We start from the raw sequence: 17,643 nt of genomic DNA on the forward strand, positions 1-17,643 counted from the left end.
ACCATGACATGGACTAAATTAAAATTAGGAAGATAAGACCGCGTTTGACACCTAGTAGGAAACAAAGCTATCCATGAGTTTACTGATTACGACACTAATTACCTTTGTCACCTTTTATAGCTATTTGCTAATTATCCGAGTTTTGCTAACCTGGTTCCCGACAATCAATTGGTATAACCAGCCATTTGCTGCTTTAGCCCAGATAACCGATCCTTATCTGAATCTATTCCGCTCAATTATTCCCCCATTGGGTGGTATGGATTTTTCGCCGATTTTAGCTTTCTTAGCACTCAATGTAGTTACTGGGCTTCTGAGTGCCATTCCATCTAACCTGCCCTTATAGAAAGATTTTGATTACTACCTTGGTAAAGAATTGTGTAGAGACGCTTGTGTATTTAACGTCTCTACAATTTTTGACAAATTACTAATTAACCCAAGTTGCTAGTTATCAAAAAACGCTTATTTTTAAGTACAAAACCATAAGTTTTAGTATTTAGTAATACTAAAACTTATGGTTTTGTATCATGCAAGATACCGTTATGGGACACTAACTAGCAACTTACGTTAATTACCTAGCCTGTTTCTCACCTTTGGCGAGTACTACAAATTACGAATTACATACGGACTTGACCGCTAAACCCGGCAGCCTTGAACTGCTTTAGTTTTAATGGAGTAGGCTGATTCGCAGGTACAGAAATTCTCAATTCAAAATCGCTAATACCTGGTGGTACCTCAGTAATAGAGCCTAAGCGAGTGCGGTTTTGCATTACCGAGTCATTATTGGCATCATAGATGCGTCCAAAAATATCTGCGTCGTAGACTGTTTTATTAGTGCCATTTTCTGCTTTGCCAACGACAAGAAAACAATTGGCAGCAGCACTACCACTACTGATAACAGCGCCTTGTGCTAGTTCTGATGGACAATCTTTATAAGAGACATCAAATAGTTTAATCTGTGTCAGGGCTACAGCTGGGGGAATAATCACCCACGATAGAAAGGTAATGAGACATGAAATAAAAACGACCGTGAGTGAACGCAACCGCATAAAAGACCCCGTGAGTTAATTCAATAATTATTAACTGATAACCTCAGCTTACAACATACCCCTACTCTCTCTTCTGTACTTCCGTCAGTAGACCGAAAAGTTTTGCGTTAGCGTTCGCGTAGCGTCTCGTTCGCACAGCGTCTCCGACAGGAGAAAAGAAGGTATCGCTCTGTGACGGCTTTAACCACTAGCACAGGCGGGGGCATATCGCTGGTAATCAGAATGTCTATATTTAACTACAGGGTGATTGGAGACTTGAGTTTAACATTTGTAATAATTAGGGGAATAAGCCTTTAATTGCTATTAACTTATGACTCCAGATGAGATTGAAACAGCTATGCTTGCAGCCTTTAATAGTTGTGATGCCGCAAGCTGTCCTCTCACTGACACGCAGAAACAGATATTACTGCAAATGGTCGAGCAAATTCAGGGAAATTCTGCCTCTGAGAAGTCAAATATTGCCAATCCCTTAGATGAACTTACCCCAGAGGAGTTAGAAGCATTTTTACAATTTGTTAAGGATGAAGAACAACGCAACCGCACTTGGAAAGTGCAATTACTCAATGACTGGTTACTAGAAAATGACTCTGGAACAGTACAATTTATTCGCCAACGTTATGGTTTACAGTGGCTGAATCGGGTTGAGTCATATCATTTTGATAAGTATTCTTATTTTGAGGATGCACTAAAGTTAAGAGTAGGCGATCGCATTGAAGTTTCCAATGCACTATGGGAATGGGTGCAGGAGGATGGGCCTTGTAAGCGGGAATGGTTTCCCTGTATGGTGATTAAGGTAAAGGAAATTAGCGATGTCTACGACGGCCTACGCCTACGCGATGATTCCTCTACTAATTGCGTCGTCCGCTTCTTTAACGGCGCTGAGTATGAAATTCAAGGAATGTATGAATGGAATCGCTACAATTGGCGCTGGCCTCAAAAGGAGTAAGGAGTGCTGAGTTTTTAATACTTGTGAATGAGTCTGCGAATAAAATCATTGCCTAAACAACGCCCAAGCCAAAAACCTCTCAGTGTAATACAACGCTAATTGATTGCTCACACCGTTGAAAACAGCATCAAAAGCGTGTTCTGCCCAAGGAATTTCTAGAAAAACCGCAGTGTTGCCAGAGTTATGTAACTCTTTATACATCTGTCTGCCAAATCGCGCTTCCACTAAATGGTCACGACTGCCGTAAATTAATAAAGTTGGCGGTAAAGGGTGCGTTAGGTAATTTATCGGTGAAGCAATTTTATACTGATTAGGCAATTCTTCTAAAGAACCACCAAGAAATGCTTTTAAAACAGCGCGAGAATTTATAGGATCGGGATTTGGTGGTGTTTTGTATCCTTCAGTTAAGTTAACAGGCCCGTAATAGTTCACCACAGCACGAATAGGTGGTGCATCGGATTGATAAGCCGCTAGCATTGCTAAATGTGCCCCAGCAGAACGTCCTAAAAGTACCATACGTTCGGAATCGGCTTCATATTCAGCTGCATATTTGCGAATAAAATTTAGGGCTGTACGCACATCATCTAACTGAGATGGAAACTGATATTGAGGTGCGTGTCGATAGTCGATCGCAAATACCGTATATCCATGATTAGCAATATATTGATTAAACTCGCTATTGGCATGAGTATTACCATATTGCCAAGCTCCACCATAAATTACTACCACTGCTGGATATTTCCCTACCTCTGGGGGTTGGTAAACTTCCATTTTTAAAGGCACTCCTTCAGGAGAAGCAAAGAGAATATCTTTTTGATGACGTGTTTTACCTAATGCAATACCCCGAAAGAAATTAATTAAGTCAAAGGGATAGATTTGCATCTTAGCCCTTACTTGGACTGGAATTTGCTCTAGATAATTTTCTCCCAACCCTTGTTTCATCGCTTTAGCCATCTGCATTTGAGTTGGTGCGATATTCACTAGCACCCATCCACAAATTAGCAATCCGATTAAACTAAAAATGCAAACTAAACGTTGTAGCTGACGGCGACGGATATAGAATAAAGACAGCAATAAAAAGAGCAAATTTAATAATAATAACCAAGGACTGACTTCTGGCGCTCCTACTGCTAGCGTGAGTAAAAACATATTTGGAGCAGGAAGAATAATCCAAGCACTAAGAAATAGACTTGCAAAACTGAGTAATAATGCAAGCGATGATAAAAGTATTTTGGGTTTAGCAAACATAGAATAAAATGCGGTAGTAATGACTTCAAAGAAGTACAATTTATCCGCTAATGCTAAGGTTGGCAATAGTTATACAGTAGAATTAAGAATTCAGGAGTCAGAAGTCTAGATGATTGGTCTTTCAAGACGCGATAAATCGCGTCTCTACATCTGGGTTTTTGGTTTATATTAAATGTATTGCCTTATACCTAGATTGGAGACTTAGCTTGTGTACATCACTAAATTTAAATCCGCTGTATGTTGTGAATTCTAGTGACGGCATAAGTTATTGCTGTTGTATTTGTTTTTGTACCCAAATCCGAAAAGCTTTGAGCGTTGCATTTCTACCTACTGTTGTACTTTGCTCCAGATATTGGGGAATCGCTTCAATTAATGAGAATAGAGGAAAATTTAGGCTTTGTTGAGATTCGACATAATGCCCATCTTGCAAAATATTAATTTGGAGTTTTCCTCGATCAAAACGCCAAAGTTCAGGGACTTTTAACGCTTCATAAATATTAGGATGAGTACGAGAAGTAATATCAATTTCTATAGCTAAATCTGGAGGAGGGTCTACTGCTAAATCTAGCCGCTTTTTGCCACGAATCTTAGATTCATTTTTTATATAAAAACACTGATCGGGTTCTATACCTTGAGTCATTGCTTGGTTTTTGAAAGTGGTAGAACCAAGGCATCTAAACTCAATGTCTAATTCTTCCAAAAGAGCTTTGACTAAATCGCTAATAATTTCTTTATCGTCTTCATGTTCTGGCAGTGGTGCCATAATCTCCAGTATTCCCTTATCATAAGCAATTCGTGCTGCCCGGTGTTCCCCTAAATCCTCTAGAATTGCTTCCAATTCTTGCCAGGTTACATCTCGTAGTAGCACTCTTTGTCCTGGTGGAACATAGATGCGCTTTAATTCCAACAACATCATCTTCGCTCCCAGTAGCTAAAACCTAAATTTAGCTTACTTTAATTCAATAATTCGCTGCGACAATTTTTGCTGCTTCATCGCTAGATTCTCAGATAGGCCGCAGCTTGTCGTTAAACATCGCTTGCTTGAAGAAGCCTTTTATAGAAGTGTATGCTGGAGCGATCGCTCCGAAAAAGATCAATAAGGTAAAGAAAAAACCTCTGGAGTTCCCAGAGGCTTTGGTTCCTGATTTAGTTTCTACTTGTTACTCCAATTTGTCCTCAATCATTTCCCGATAATGAAGAAAATTATTTGAACAACAAGATCCCCGACTTATTAAGATTCGAAATTGGCTCCCCTTCTCCCAATTTTGGGAGAAGGGGTTGGGGGATGTAGCAATATCCCGCAGGGGGGGCAAATTTTGCATTTTGTCAAGAGGTATATTGAGTGTCTACCTATCTATGCTATTAATTCTTCGCCTGTGGCTGCGAACCAGGAATCGTTACATCTATTGGTGTCACCTGTTTAGCTAACTGTGTCAATGGCGGTTGAATGGCGGTTTGATTCCCCACTACTAGAGTCACAATCTTTTCTGGCTTGAGATATTCTCGTGCTACCCGTTGCACATCGGCTGCTGTGGTGGCGGCGACGGCTTTTTGATAGCGAAAGAGAAAATCAGCAGGATAGCCGTAATATTCGTATCGCATCAACCGTGATAAGGTTTGGCTGGGGTCTTGAAAGTTGAACACAAAAGAGTTAAGTGTAGACTCTTTGGCAAAAGCCAGTTCTTTTGCTGTCACTCTTTGAGTTTGGGTGCGTTTGATTTCGGCTTGTAAAGCTTTGACAAACTGGACGGTAGCATCCGATCGCGTTTCTCCACCAGCGATAAATATGCCAGGATAATCGTAGCGGGGACTCCACTGGCCGTAGACAGAGTAAACTAAACCTTGACGCGATCGCAATTCATTAAATAAGCGTCCACCAAATCCATTTAACACTCCATTCAACACATCCAGTGCTGCATAATCGGGATTGTCGAAACGTCCGCCCAAATGCCCGATAAGCACACTACTTTGCGTCAGTTGTGGCTGATTGACAAAAAAGACTCCACCTGTATTAGCTGGCGAAACCTTTGGTAATGTGGGTTTAGCAATACCTGGATTACGCTGCCAATCGCCAAACTTAGCTTGAATGAGCGATCGCATTTTCTTACTCTCAAAATCCCCCACAATCCCCAAAATTATATTATTGGGGTGGAAATATTGCTGATAAAACTTGAGCAAATCCTCACGCTCAACCTTATCCACCGTTGCATACTCTATCGTGCGAGCATAAGGGCTATTTTTCCCATAGAGTAATTTCTTAAATTCTCGATTAGCAATCCCATCTGGATTGTCATTACGACGGGCAATGCCACCTTTGGCTTGAGTTTTCGCCAAGTCTAGCTTTTCTTGAGCAAATACAGGCGATCGCAGTACCTCAGCAAACAGCCCAAACACTGTTTCTAAATCTTCACTGAGTGCGTCAAAGCTAGCACTACCAGAAGCTTCACCAATACCAACTTCCACAGATGCTGCCCGTTGTTCCAATATCTCGTTGAGTTCATCAGGCGAATGGTTCTTAGTTCCTCCAGTTCGCATTACCCCGCCTGTAAAACCAGCCAACCCAACTTTCTCCATTGGTTCCAAGCGATTCCCTGTCCGTACAAACGCCGTACCATTCACCAAGGGTAACTCATGATCTTCCATTAAATATACAACCAAGCCGTTTTGCAGCACAAACCGCTCATACTTGGGTAACTTAATCTCAGGTAGCGGTGGTAGCTGCAATTCTGTGTAATGTTTCGCCTCAGCCGTCGCCGCCAGAGAAAAATTACAAGTTAAAAGTAAGCACGCACAAACAGCAACCAAAGCATAAATCAACCCCTTCCTATTTTGAATTTTCAACGCTATCTGCCTTTTACCTTTCACCTTGTACTTCTGCATATCTCTCTTCCTTTGCGGTTCGTTTTTCATGCTTCTTTCGACAACAGCTTCCCAATCGTGCGATTTTTCGGCGTAAAAGTCTCCTTTGCCACGCGCACAATATCAGCCGTTGTCACCGCTGAAATGTCATCCAACTGCTTAAACAAATTCCGCCAAGAGCCAGTTTTCACCTCATATTCCAATAATTGTTGAGCCATCCCCATATTGGAATCGAGAGTACGTAACAAACTCGCTCGTGCTTGGGTTTTCACCCGTTGCAAATCAGCCGCCGCCACAGGCTCAGTTTTTAATTTCTCAATTTCTTGACGTAAGGCCACCGCCAACTCATCAACTGTATGACCAGGAGATGTGAGAGCATAGAAAAAGATCAAGTTTGGGTACTTATCTCCAGGAAATCCACTGTAACCTTGAGCATTTAGCGCCAAACGCTGCTTTTCTACCAAAGATTTATATAGCCGTGATGTGCGTCCATCACTTAATAAACTGCCAATGATTTCATAGACGGCATTATCTGGATGGGTAATCGCCGGACGATGATAACCTTCTAAATACCAGGGTTGAGAAGGTAGCTGTAAACTAACTTCCTGTGTTTGTTGTTGTGGCGGTTCCACCGGAATTTCTTCAACAGCTTTGGTTTTGGCTTGAAAGCGGCCAAAATAAGTTTGCGCCAGTTTTTTCACCTGAGTCGGATTGACATCTCCGACAATAGCGATCGCTAAATTACTTGGTACGTAGTGAGTATCAAAAAACTTTTGGACATCTTCTGGTGTCAGATTGCGAATATCTTCGTCATAACCAATCACTGGACGCCTGTAGGGATGGGCTTTGTAAGCAACATCGATAAACTTTTCCACCATCTGTCCAATGGGTGAATTCTCCACCCGCATCCGTCGTTCTTCTAAAATTACATCTTTCTCTTTATAAAACTCACGACGAATTACCGGATCGAGAAATCGCTCCGACTCCAACGACATCCAAAGTTCTAGCTTATTGGCAGGAAAGCTGTAAAAATAACGAGTGGCTTCGGTTGAAGTGTTGGCATTTAAACCCACGCCTCCCGCTTGTTCGACAATTTGCCCCAATTCATTTTGCTTGACTAGCTTACCTGCTTGCGATTCCACTTGCTCAAACTGAGTTTGTAACCGAACAACCTCAGCTTTTTTGCCATCGGCTTTCGCTGTTTTAATTTGAGTATTCAACTGCTCTAAGGTATCTAGTAGCGGTTTTTCTTTTTTGTAGTCTTGTGTACCAATACGCGTTGTACCTTTAAACGCCAAATGTTCCAGAAAGTGAGCAACACCAGTTTTGCCATTTGGCTCATCCACACCACCAACATTTGCATAAGTAAGAAAAGAAACCACGGGCGCTTGATGTCGTTCCAAGACAATGAATTTCAAACCATTGTCGAGGCGAAACTCTGTTAATTGCTTAATAACTCGATCGAGATAAGGTTGGATTGAACTTTGAACTGGCGGGGTTTGAGTTTTAGCTTCTTGAGGAGGTGCTGTCTGAGTTTGAGCTAGAGCGACTTCTGGCAGCAATCCCCACGAGAAGATAATTAAACTCAACAAAGTGACAAATAACCGCCGTAATATGACAGATACTCGATTTGAGCAATTCAAAATCGTTCGATGGTTCCTGAGCGAAGTCGTTGGCGCAGCCTCTCGTAGAGAAGGACTGAGCGTACCCCTGCGGGGAAGCAAGCTACGTGTAGCGTCTCGTAGAGAAGTCGTTCGCGTAGCGTTCCGCAGGAAAGTCCCCAATCGTTCGACTAAGATATTCTGCGATCGCTCAGTCGAGCCGTGCTCACGACGAAGTATAAAATCCAAAATTGACTGACTACTTTGGTTCATAAGCGAGAATTAAGATAAAGTTACATTACCTAAATAACAGGATACTCAGCAAAAGAACGTTAATCTTGTATTAAGCTTTCAGTGGCTCTTTGCACTTGACATTAGACAATAATGCTACAAGTCTTGTTACGGATATCTAACCATAACTGTTATGCGAGTTTTTAATTCTTCCCCGCCCTCAGAGGCTCAGACGCGCACCCGGATTTTACAGGCAGCGCAACGGTTGTTTGCCTCTCAGGGATTTGACGGTACTACTACCCGCGACTTAGCACAAGCGGCAGGTGTAGCTGAAGGTACTCTATTTCGTCATTTTCCGAATAAAAAAGCAATTTTGGTGGAAGTAGCCACGAGTGGCTGGGTAGAGATTCTTACAGATTTGCTCACAGAATTAAGTGAAATGGGCAGCTATAAAGCCGTTGCTCAGGTGATGCGCCGTCGGATGTGGAATTTTCAAAAAAATGCCGATTTAATGCGTGTTTGTTTTATGGAGGTGCAGTTTCACCCCGATTTGCGCGATCGCATTCAATTAGAAGTGATTACTAAAATGACTGATGTCGGTGAAGCGTTCTTTCAAACAGCGATGGATAAAGGTATTTATCGTCAAACAGACGCGAAGCTAGTTGCAAAAGTTTTCTTAGGAATGTTTGCGATCGCAGGTTTTTCTAACAATACCCTCATCGAACCTGACGCCTCTCCCCAACAAATGCAGGAAATGGCCGAAGGACTTGCTGATATCTTCCTTAATGGTGTTTTAGCTAAAGAGTTATAAGTTATGAGTTATGAATTATGAGTTTTAACTCCTCACTCCTAACTCCTAACTCCTAACTAATGATTGCTTTAGCTTGCTGACTCCACTGTTGTACTAGCTCAATTGCTGGACACAAATCTCGGCGCTGCATTGTTGCTACTTGCAAGCGCATAATTTGTTGGTGCAATCTGTGAGTCGGAGTTTGAGCTAACTGCACTACAGAACCAATACCTGCATGAAGCAATAAACCACAATATTCTGTGCCGACACTGGGAATGCGTGCCAAGTCAGCTAAAGCCATCCATTTATTTACATACTGAAGATGAATCTGTAGTTTATTTGCTAACGCTAGTCTTGACTCTAGAGTTTTCCCTTGTTTGACTAAGGCTACTGTGCTTGTAATCCCACAATTTTGGAGTTGAGATTGTTCCTCATGGCTCAATCCAGGTAATTGCTCAATTGGCCAATCACGAGATTGGATAGCAGTTCTACTATCTTTGTGTTTAGCAGACATTTTTGAAATAAAAATATAGGCTTGTTTAAATATTGTGACAGTTGTTTCTTCGCAAAAGTCCGCTTTTGCGGTTTAGTGTTTGTATTGACGTGCAATTTTAACTCAATCTTCTGCAATGCGATTGTTTCGCCTGACAATGCGATTGTTTTGCTTGACAATGCGATTGTTTTGCTTGACAATGCGATTGTTTCGTTTAACAATGCGATTGTTTCGTTTAACAATGCGATTGTTTCGCCTGACAATGCGATTGTTTCGTTTAACAATGCGATTGTGTCGCCTAACAATGCGATTGTTTCGCCTGACAAACATTAGATATCTTGCAAAACTCCCTAACAGCCCCTAATATGATGTCCGGGTAATTAACCATAATAACCGGAACCCCACCCTGCAAAAGCTGCGCTTTCGCTCCCCTCCCCGCTTGCAGGGAGGGGTTGGGGGTGGGGTTCTTTTATTATGGGTGATTTGGCAGACATGAGATAACCAACTGCATTGATAGCTATTTTAGGCAGGTAATGCCGATCATATCGGGATAGTCAATGTAATCTTGCCAAAACTCGGAGCCAAATTTCTGTATGCCTTTGGGAGAGACTATGGGATGGTGCCAGCGGATCTCTTTAAAACCAGCACTCATCAAGGCCCATTCATAAGTCGCTTGGCTAAGGTAGTAGTTATCAATACTGATAGACTCACCGTCATCAGGAATGCTCAATGTTAAGGTGATGGGAGTACCTTCTTGCAGCGACTGGGCACATCTCCTAGCAATGCCATATTTCTCATGTTTATGATAAAACTCTGGAAGCAGTTCTAAATTATTGTTCAAACTGATGAATTGACCACCAGGTTTCAGATGAATTGCTATGGCCTGACACATTTCGAGTAGTTGCTCTTTAGTTGAAGCGCAATTCAGCAAGTAGGAGACTACCACAAGATCGAAGCTGCCAATAGAACCAATTTCCATGACATCACCGATGATATATTCAATATTAAGTGGAACAGAAGCTTCTTCAAGTCTTGCCAATTTGATCATTTCTGAGGAAATATCCACACCAACCAAACGTGCAGCACCATTCTGTTTGAGCAATCGTGTGAAAAATCCTTCTCCACAAGCTAAATCGAGGATTGATTTCCCGGCAATATCTCCGATTAAATTTAAGTATGTATATGCCTCGCCATACAAGCGATAAGGCAATTTATTAAGTTTTTGAAACTGGAGAGCTATGTTATCAAACACGGTTGCCATTTTTTCACCTCACTTGCAAGTTTTTTATTAAAGGATGTCTGAAAAGTTAAATTCTCTGCTTGCTACCTCAACATCAACAGTTAAAAATAAGCACGTTACGGCTTGTATGGCTAAAAAGATGCGATCGCTTTCTTGACGTTAAAATGGGCGTAAAGTATCTCCAATTTAGCTAGTATATGGTAGATTGCAGAAGCTCATGACCCAAATTCCGAAAAGCGCAGCCCAGTTGTATGAAACAGACTTTGCAGCATGGACAGAAAAAACTGTACAACTCATTCGTGCTGGACAATTTGGACAAGTAGACTGGGATGCTGTGATTGAGGAGATTGAAAGCTTGGGATGGTCAGAACGACGAGAGTTGAAAAGCCGCTTGGAAGTATTATTACAGCATTTGCTCAACTGGCAACATCAGTCTAGTTTGCAGAGTGGCTCTTGGCGAAATACGATTAATCAGCAGCGCCACAAAATTGCAGATTTACTACAAGAGAGTCCCAGCCTCAAGTCTTATCCAGAAGAAGTTTTAGCCCAATGCTATCATTGGGGATTGAAAGCTGCTAGTAATGAAACTGAACTACCAATAAATACGTTTCCAGTGGAATGTCCTTATTCCATTGCCCAAGCTCTTGATGGTGAGTTTTTGCCGGATATTATTGATTTGTAATATTTGATGCGGTAAATAACTCACCTCGCAACACAGTTACCGCTTGTCCGGCGAGAAAGACGCGATCGCTCCCGTCATAATACACCTTCACGACTCCACCGCGACTGGATGCTTGATAAGCCAAAAATTCATTTTTGTGCAAGCGATCGCGCCAGAATGGAGCAAGACAGCAATGAGCCGCTCCTGTAACTGGGTCTTCATTAATACCTAATCCTGGTGCAAAGAAGCGAGAGACGAAATCATATTGAGAATCAGAGTCAGTGAGGCTGGTGACAATCACATCTGAAATAGGTAAGGTTTTGAGTAGTTGAAAATTGGGCTGTATTTGCCGTACTAATTCTTCAGATGCCAATTCCACTAGATAACCTAGTGAATTCTGCAAGAGTGATTTGTAGGGTATACCCAAAGCTTGCTTGAGTTCTGGAGGAGCGACTGTTGATTGTGAGTGATTCACAGGAAAATCTAACTCAATCCACTCACCTTGCAACTTAGCAATTAGTACTCCACTTTTGGTATAAAAACGTGCAACTTCATCAGGTGATAAATGTCCCTCTGACCAAAGTACATGGGCACTAGCTAAAGTTGCGTGACCACAAAGCGGCACTTCTACCGTAGGCGTAAACCAACGCAGATTAAAGCCATCATCCTGTCTGACTAAAAAAGCTGTTTCAGATAAATTCATCTCCTGGGCTATGTTCTGCATCCAAAGATCGTCTTGGGGAGTAGGCAAAACACAAACAGCAGCCGGATTACCTGCGAAAGGTGTATTGGTAAAAGCATCAACCTGAGTAATGATTTGTCCCATTAGAGTCGCCTTGAAAGTTGAGGTGATGTGTAAAACACCTACCTGATATAGCTTTCAGCTTACAACTATTTTCAGGTAAATAGACCACGCGGTAGGGGCGCAAGGCCTTGCGCCCCTACAACAGATGTGGTTCAAATACATGAAAATTGCTGTAAGTTGACACTAATGGGCATCTTCCCTACAGGTGTACTTGTTTAATGAGAACCACTATATAGAACCCATTTGAGATCTATACAGGAGGGCAATCGAATTTGGCTGAACTACGAGCTAAGTTACAAATTTTATAGATTGATCGTCAGGATTTTTTTCTTGCTTTTTTTGTCGCTCAACACGACTGTATTGTATGGTAATGTATCCGTTCCCAGCGGAATTGGCAGCTTAAAACTGGGGCTTTTATGATCGAGTTCGCCTAAATCAATGCTTTTCGTTATATCGCCATCTGTTGCCAGATAAGCGGTAAGTTCGCCTTTATAATCTTCAATTAAAAAGTCTCTAAAGAAAACGACTGCCCCACCCTCAGGATCTATACCAAGGATGACCGTACCGCTGAAAGTTGTGCCTTTTCGTTCTTCATCAACCGTTGCCACTGTGATTTCCGAGGGGTCTTGACCGGACTTATCTGCCATAAACTTTTTCCTGAGCGAATATCTCAACAATTGAAAATGATTTTACCTAACGCTATGGGCGATCGCAAAACTCTCAGGACGTATTTCTGCATTGGTCTTGCAAATGTATAGCCAAGTTACTTCTGGTTATACGCCTAATTGGAAGATTGAGTAGGGATGAGTAGGGGCTGAAAGCGATCACGAAGCGTTGCTGCAAAGCAGATCGCATCGCAGAAACCTGATAGAGGGGAGACGTTGAGAAGTTTCCGGATAACTTGATCCGACCTTGCCTCAGCAGTAGAGTGCCCTTATCTGTGAACTGACAGGTTTATGGAGTCCAAGGATATATAGAACCCATTTGATATCTTTTTTAGCTAGCTAGCAGCTGGTCTTTTGAGCATCAATCTGATAAAACAAAGCTTGAGCTTGGCATTGGCACGAGCGAGTGTTCGGTCAAAATTTTTGACTAAACTTTTACATCGCTCCACCCAAGCGTTTGACCTCTCAATTACCCATCTAGCGGCAACAGCCACAAATCCAGATTTCCCATTAGCTTCAATTTCTGCAATTGAAGGCTTGGCTGAAAGTTCAAATTGGATTTTGCTCATGATTTGAGGATAAATCTGTTCTAACGCAAGGGTTAAGTTTCTCTTTCCTGATAGCCGTGATCTATGAGGATTGTAATCAAAGGATGCTCAATTGGTTTGGATTTGAAATAATCAATGTTAATTGAGAGCATCTCAATTAACCCAAAGTCATCACAGATGCTGGCTTTGGTGCAATGCGTAAAGATGGGGTTGCCCAGTATATCAACTACTAGATGTCTTTTGATCCCATTTGTTGCCTTGTAAAAACAAAACCCTTTGGACTCAACGCTGGCATTACAAGTGTTTTTTACTGCAAGGGAAGTCAATCATGATTAGGGTCGTCCACCGTGGTTTTTTTTTACTTATTCACGCACCCTGCCGTGCAAATTGGTCATAATATTATCAAGGATACCCTCCTGACACCAATGCTTGTAGTGCCAGAATACAGTCGAATAGGGTGGGAAATCTCGCTTGTAAGTCAGCCCAATTGCAACCATTCTTAAGTTGATAAAATACACCGTCAAGAATCTGCCGCTTTGTCCACAGAGGCGGTCTAGTTTTCTTTTTAGTCGGCAATAATGGCTCAATTATTTCCCACTATGCGTCAGTCAAATCGCTTGAATACCCCATTTTCAACCCTAAACTGCTTCAATGCACCTAATTTCTGTTGATTCTACTTGCTCGTCTAAAAGATATCAAATGGGTTCTATACAGTACCTTAGAAATTAGGAATACAATCTCCAAAAACTAGGGTCAATGTTAAAGCAAACCGAAAACGTGAGGATAAAAATCTTCAAAAGCATCTTTGCTGCTGTCAACTTAGCGCTAATTTCTGGAGGATTAGTTAGCTGTGTTGTTGAGGTACCGCAGCGACTTGCTCCAATTGAGGAACAAAAACCAGTCCTAGAACCTAAGCAACAGCCTAACCAGAATGACAAAGGTGACGACGACAAACATGACGAGCGCAAGAATGATAAAAAAGATGACGATAAAGACGATAACGACTAAATAAAAGCAAAACTATCACCTTTATCCTGTTCTTTGAGTTTACATTTATGCTTATTCAACAAACTTCTACTTCCCTCGGCGATACTTTACGCCATCGACGGCAACAACTAGCTAACCTGATTGATTTTCCAGTAATTCTGTGGTCGGGTAGTAATAATCCGCGCAACTTTCCTGCCAATACTTTTCCGTTTCGTGCTAACAGTCATTTCCTCTATTTTGCCGGACTGCCATTACCAAAGGCAGCAATTCGTCTAGAAGCGGGCAAGCTAGAACTATTCATCGACGATCCATCACCCAGTAGCGCCCTTTGGCATGGAGAAATGCCAACGCGCGAAGAAATAGCCGAGAAGATTGGGGCGGATGTGGCAGGGCCAATGGCAGAATTAGAGTCTTGGCTAGAAGATGCCGCTACACTTGCTGTCCAAGATGCTGCTACTTGGACGCAGCAATCGCAGCTATTAAATAGATGGGTTTTACCACAAAGTCCTCCCCAAGGAATTGACTTGGAGTTAGCTAAGGCGATCGTTTCACTTCGCCTGACCCACGATGATGGTGCATTAACCGAGTTGCGAAAAGCTGCGGCACTCACTGTAAAAGCTCACAAAGCTGGAATGGCAGCAACACCCCAAGCCAAACTAGAAGCAGAAGTTCGCGCAGCGATGGAAGGGGTAATTATTGCCCATAATATGACCACCTCGTACAACAGTATTGTCACTGTTCACGGTGAAGTTTTGCATAATGAGCAGTATCACCATAGTTTGCAACCAGGTGATTTACTACTTGCCGATGTTGGTGCTGAAACCGAGATGGGTTGGGCAGGTGATGTGACTCGCACGTGGCCAGTTTCCGGTAAGTTTTCATCTACGCAAAGAGATATTTATAATGTTGTGTTGGCAGCCCATGATGCTTGCATTGCCAAAATCCAGCCTGGTGTAGAGTATGGGGATATTCATTTGCTAGCGGCTACGGTCATAGCTGAAGGTTTAGTAGAGTTAGGTATTTTACAAGGAAATCCCCAAGATTTAGTAGAAATCGATGCTCACGCGCTATTTTTTCCTCATGGTATTGGTCATCTACTGGGTTTAGATGTGCATGATATGGAAGATTTGGGCGATTTAGCAGGGTATGAAGAGGGACGTGAAAGGAGCGATCGCTTTGGCTTAAGCTATCTCCGTTTAAATCGTCCCCTGCGTCCAGGAATGTTAGTCACAATTGAGCCTGGTTTTTATCAAGTCCCAGCAATTTTAAATGATGCTAATGTCCGTTCAAAATATCAGAATGTGGTGAATTGGCAGCGTTTATCGGAATTTGCCGATGTGCGGGGAATCCGCATTGAAGATGATGTTTTAGTTACTACAGAAGGCAGTGAAGTTTTAACAGCTGCATTGCCAAATGATGCCGATACTATAGAAAATCTAGTCAATGGTTGAGTTTATGCTAAATTTTACCCCACCCTAACCCTTCCCGTATGTATTGGGGAGGAAACTGGATATCCGATTTTCCCCCAATGTATCGGGGGGATTAAAGAGGGTAATAAGTTTCATCACTCCCCTAAACCCAGGTGATTTTGTAACGCTTGGCGCATCACTTCTACAGGCAAAGTTTCCTGCTGTAACCAGATTTTTAATGCTGCTACCCCTTGTTGGACTAGCATTTCTAATCCATCGATCGCAATTACACCTTGTTTTTGTGCCTGCTGGAGAAATTGTGTTGGTTGAGGAATATATATTAAATCGTAAGCGATCGCACCCGTTGGTAAATTCGCTATTTCTTCTACACTTAAAGGCGATTCATCAACTTTGGGATACATCCCAATCGGGGTTGTATTTACCAGCAGATTTGCTTGAGGAATGAGCTTTGGTAATTCCTCCGATTGATGAACCTGGAATTTTTCAGCTAGGGGTGAATTGCTCCAACTATTGCGGAATTCTTCTAATCTCTGCATATTGCGCCCAATAACATGAATTTGGGCAAAACCTAACTGAGTACAACCTGCGACAACTGCTCTGGCTGCACCACCATTGCCTAAAATTACCGCTACTTTCTGACTCCAATCTTGTTTATATGTTGTCTGTAAAGGGGCGATAAATCCTTCTATATCTGTATTTGTGCCTACCCATTGGTTATTTTGGCGGCTAACAGTATTCACGGCTTTGATAGTTTGAGCCAGGGGCGTAATTTCTGAAAGTAGAGGAATGATTGCCTGTTTGTGAGGTATTGTCACATTAAAGCCGACAACCCCAACAGCCGCAAAACCTGCGATCGCCACCTCTAAATTATGTGGTTCAATCGGAAAAGGTAGATAAATATAATCTAATCCTAATTGTGCGATCGCTGCATTATGCATCACTGGCGATAGCGAATGCTCCACCGGATGTCCAATAACTCCTAGTAGTTTAGTTTTACCTGTAATTTTTTTAGTCATTAGTCATTAGTCATTAGTCATTTATCCCCACTGCTCCCTGTTCCTTACTCCCCACTCCTCAGCTAGTCTACAATTATTAAAAGCTACTTAACATTTCTTTGAATCATGCAGGCAACTACAGCCCCCTCTACAATTCCAATTCCTGGTAAATATTGGCAGTGGCGCGGGCACAACGTTTACTACGTGCGTGCGGGAGAGAAACAAACGCAACGCCCGCCCTTGCTTTTGGTACATGGATTTGGTGCTTCTACAGACCACTGGCGCAAGAATATCACAGGATTGTGTCAAGATTTTGAAGTATTTGCAATCGACCTTTTGGGATTCGGGCGATCGGCAAAACCAAAATTGCAGTATAGTGGCGACTTGTGGCGCGACCAACTTCATGATTTTATCAGCGAAGTGATTGGTCAAAAAGCAGTATTAGCCGGTAATTCTCTTGGTGGTTATGCTTGCTTGTGTGTTGCAGCCCAACGTCCTGGCAGTGCGGCTGGTTTAGTCTTGCTCAATAGTGCTGGGCCTTTTAGCGAAAACCAGCCAACATCTGAACCGGAAGCTTTGCAAAGCGAAATTCAGCCACCCAAAAAACCCTCTTCTTTAGAGAAACTTCTGGGTGACTCAGTTAAATGGATTTTTCAACAACCTTTAGCTCAGTTTGTATTATTTCAATATGTACGACAACGTTGGGTAATTCGCCAAACTTTAGAAAAGGTATACCTTGATAAAAGTGCAGTTACAGACCAATTGATAGAAGAAATTTCTCGTCCTGCTTTTGATCCGGGTGCGTTGGATGTATTTGTTTCAGTTTTTAGCAGTCCTCAAGGGGAAAAAGTTGATGTACTACTAAAGCAATTAACTTGTTCTTTATTGATGTTATGGGGAGAAGCTGATCCCTGGATGAATGCTAGAGAGCGTTCTCAAAAGTTTCGTCAATACTGTCCTCAACTCACAGAGCATTTCTTAACAGCAGGTCATTGTCCCCATGATGAAGTACCCGATAAAGTCAACCAACTTTTAGGCGATTGGGTTTTGTCTAAGTAAGTGGACGTTAATGATTAAAGGTTCCTAGTAAGTAGCTTC

At 42.2% G+C, this 17,643-nt stretch carries 20 protein-coding genes; 7 read left to right on the plus strand and 13 right to left on the minus strand.

Annotation, left to right across the window (positions count from 1 at the left end):
* The first annotated feature begins 73 nt into the window (after positions 1-73).
* Positions 74-343, plus strand: coding sequence for a YggT family protein (locus tag V7K60_RS12570; protein WP_292785188.1), 270 nt, complete (start codon positions 74-76; stop codon positions 341-343).
* A gap of 271 nt (positions 344-614) precedes the next feature.
* On the opposite strand, the gene V7K60_RS12575 is transcribed toward V7K60_RS12570, so the two are convergent.
* Positions 615-1,046, minus strand: coding sequence for a biotin carboxylase (locus V7K60_RS12575; RefSeq protein WP_334925930.1), 432 nt, complete (start codon positions 1,044-1,046; stop codon positions 615-617).
* A 310-nt stretch (positions 1,047-1,356) separates the two neighbouring features.
* On the opposite strand from V7K60_RS12575, the gene V7K60_RS12580 reads away from it, so the two are divergent.
* Entirely contained in the window at positions 1,357-1,992 is a 636-nt protein-coding gene (locus tag V7K60_RS12580) for a hypothetical protein (RefSeq protein ID WP_334925932.1), read from the plus strand.
* A 45-nt stretch (positions 1,993-2,037) separates the two neighbouring features.
* Here the strand turns inward: V7K60_RS12580 and V7K60_RS12585 are convergent, their stop codons facing one another.
* The 4 genes from V7K60_RS12585 to V7K60_RS12600 all read right to left on the minus strand — a co-directional run bounded on the left by V7K60_RS12585 (position 2,038) and on the right by V7K60_RS12600 (position 7,973).
* Positions 2,038-3,240: an alpha/beta hydrolase gene (locus V7K60_RS12585; protein WP_334925933.1), complete on the minus strand. Its 1,203-nt coding sequence runs from the start codon at positions 3,238-3,240 to the stop codon at positions 2,038-2,040.
* A 265-nt stretch (positions 3,241-3,505) separates the two neighbouring features.
* The gene (locus V7K60_RS12590; RefSeq protein WP_334926005.1) at positions 3,506-4,153 is read right to left on the minus strand and encodes a Uma2 family endonuclease; all 648 of its coding nucleotides are present in this window, start codon (positions 4,151-4,153) and stop codon (positions 3,506-3,508) included.
* 449 nt (positions 4,154-4,602) lie between these two features.
* Positions 4,603-6,120: a M16 family metallopeptidase gene (locus tag V7K60_RS12595; RefSeq protein ID WP_334925935.1), complete on the minus strand. Its 1,518-nt coding sequence runs from the start codon at positions 6,118-6,120 to the stop codon at positions 4,603-4,605.
* A gap of 26 nt (positions 6,121-6,146) precedes the next feature.
* Positions 6,147-7,973, minus strand: a complete 1,827-nt coding sequence (locus V7K60_RS12600; protein WP_334925936.1) for a M16 family metallopeptidase — start codon at positions 7,971-7,973, stop codon at positions 6,147-6,149.
* 151 nt (positions 7,974-8,124) lie between these two features.
* Between V7K60_RS12600 and V7K60_RS12605 the strand changes: the two genes are divergently transcribed.
* Positions 8,125-8,742 (plus strand): TetR/AcrR family transcriptional regulator, encoded by a 618-nt coding sequence (locus V7K60_RS12605; RefSeq protein WP_334925938.1) that lies wholly within the window; start codon positions 8,125-8,127, stop codon positions 8,740-8,742.
* A gap of 52 nt (positions 8,743-8,794) precedes the next feature.
* On the opposite strand, the gene V7K60_RS12610 is transcribed toward V7K60_RS12605, so the two are convergent.
* The 3 genes from V7K60_RS12610 to V7K60_RS12620 all read right to left on the minus strand — a co-directional run bounded on the left by V7K60_RS12610 (position 8,795) and on the right by V7K60_RS12620 (position 10,475).
* Positions 8,795-9,235 carry a DUF4332 domain-containing protein gene (locus tag V7K60_RS12610; RefSeq protein ID WP_334925940.1) on the minus strand — a complete coding sequence of 147 codons (441 nt, stop codon included), beginning with the start codon at positions 9,233-9,235 and terminating at the stop codon, positions 8,795-8,797.
* A gap of 102 nt (positions 9,236-9,337) precedes the next feature.
* Positions 9,338-9,544 (minus strand): hypothetical protein, encoded by a 207-nt coding sequence (locus tag V7K60_RS12615; protein WP_334925941.1) that lies wholly within the window; start codon positions 9,542-9,544, stop codon positions 9,338-9,340.
* 187 nt (positions 9,545-9,731) lie between these two features.
* A complete protein-coding gene (locus V7K60_RS12620) occupies positions 9,732-10,475 on the minus strand; it encodes a class I SAM-dependent methyltransferase (protein WP_334925943.1) in 744 nt (247 codons plus the stop codon).
* Between the two features lie 196 nt (positions 10,476-10,671).
* Between V7K60_RS12620 and V7K60_RS12625 the strand changes: the two genes are divergently transcribed.
* The gene (locus V7K60_RS12625) at positions 10,672-11,136 is read left to right on the plus strand and encodes a DUF29 domain-containing protein (protein WP_334925945.1); all 465 of its coding nucleotides are present in this window, start codon (positions 10,672-10,674) and stop codon (positions 11,134-11,136) included.
* Here the strand turns inward: V7K60_RS12625 and V7K60_RS12630 are convergent.
* From V7K60_RS12630 to V7K60_RS12645, 4 genes are all read right to left on the minus strand, one after another.
* The gene (locus tag V7K60_RS12630) at positions 11,123-11,941 is read right to left on the minus strand and encodes a PhzF family phenazine biosynthesis protein (protein ID WP_334925947.1); all 819 of its coding nucleotides are present in this window, start codon (positions 11,939-11,941) and stop codon (positions 11,123-11,125) included. The two genes, V7K60_RS12625 and V7K60_RS12630, sit on opposite strands and share 14 nt — an antisense overlap.
* A 281-nt stretch (positions 11,942-12,222) precedes the next feature.
* Complete coding sequence (locus V7K60_RS12635; protein WP_190729359.1) at positions 12,223-12,567, minus strand: hypothetical protein; 345 nt, start codon at positions 12,565-12,567, stop codon at positions 12,223-12,225.
* Positions 12,568-12,920: 353 nt separating this feature from the next.
* Positions 12,921-13,154 carry an IS5/IS1182 family transposase gene (locus tag V7K60_RS12640; protein ID WP_334925950.1) on the minus strand — a complete coding sequence of 78 codons (234 nt, stop codon included), beginning with the start codon at positions 13,152-13,154 and terminating at the stop codon, positions 12,921-12,923.
* A 381-nt stretch (positions 13,155-13,535) separates the two neighbouring features.
* Positions 13,536-13,709 carry a transposase gene (locus V7K60_RS12645; RefSeq protein ID WP_334925951.1) on the minus strand — a complete coding sequence of 58 codons (174 nt, stop codon included), beginning with the start codon at positions 13,707-13,709 and terminating at the stop codon, positions 13,536-13,538.
* Positions 13,710-13,889: 180 nt separating this feature from the next.
* Here V7K60_RS12645 and V7K60_RS12650 point away from each other — a divergent pair, with 180 nt between their 5' ends.
* Complete coding sequence (locus V7K60_RS12650; protein ID WP_334925953.1) at positions 13,890-14,141, plus strand: hypothetical protein; 252 nt, start codon at positions 13,890-13,892, stop codon at positions 14,139-14,141.
* 47 nt (positions 14,142-14,188) lie between these two features.
* Positions 14,189-15,571: an aminopeptidase P family protein gene (locus V7K60_RS12655; protein ID WP_334925955.1), complete on the plus strand. Its 1,383-nt coding sequence runs from the start codon at positions 14,189-14,191 to the stop codon at positions 15,569-15,571.
* Positions 15,572-15,684: 113 nt separating this feature from the next.
* Here V7K60_RS12655 and V7K60_RS12660 read toward each other — a convergent pair whose 3' ends face one another.
* A complete protein-coding gene (locus tag V7K60_RS12660) occupies positions 15,685-16,566 on the minus strand; it encodes a shikimate dehydrogenase (protein ID WP_334925957.1) in 882 nt (293 codons plus the stop codon).
* A 105-nt stretch (positions 16,567-16,671) separates the two neighbouring features.
* On the opposite strand from V7K60_RS12660, the gene V7K60_RS12665 reads away from it, so the two are divergent.
* Positions 16,672-17,604 carry an alpha/beta fold hydrolase gene (locus V7K60_RS12665; RefSeq protein WP_334925958.1) on the plus strand — a complete coding sequence of 311 codons (933 nt, stop codon included), beginning with the start codon at positions 16,672-16,674 and terminating at the stop codon, positions 17,602-17,604.
* Positions 17,605-17,643 lie beyond the last annotated feature (39 nt).

This window comes from Nostoc sp., assembly GCF_036917555.1.
In the GTDB taxonomy this organism is placed as follows: domain Bacteria; phylum Cyanobacteriota; class Cyanobacteriia; order Cyanobacteriales; family Nostocaceae; genus Nostoc.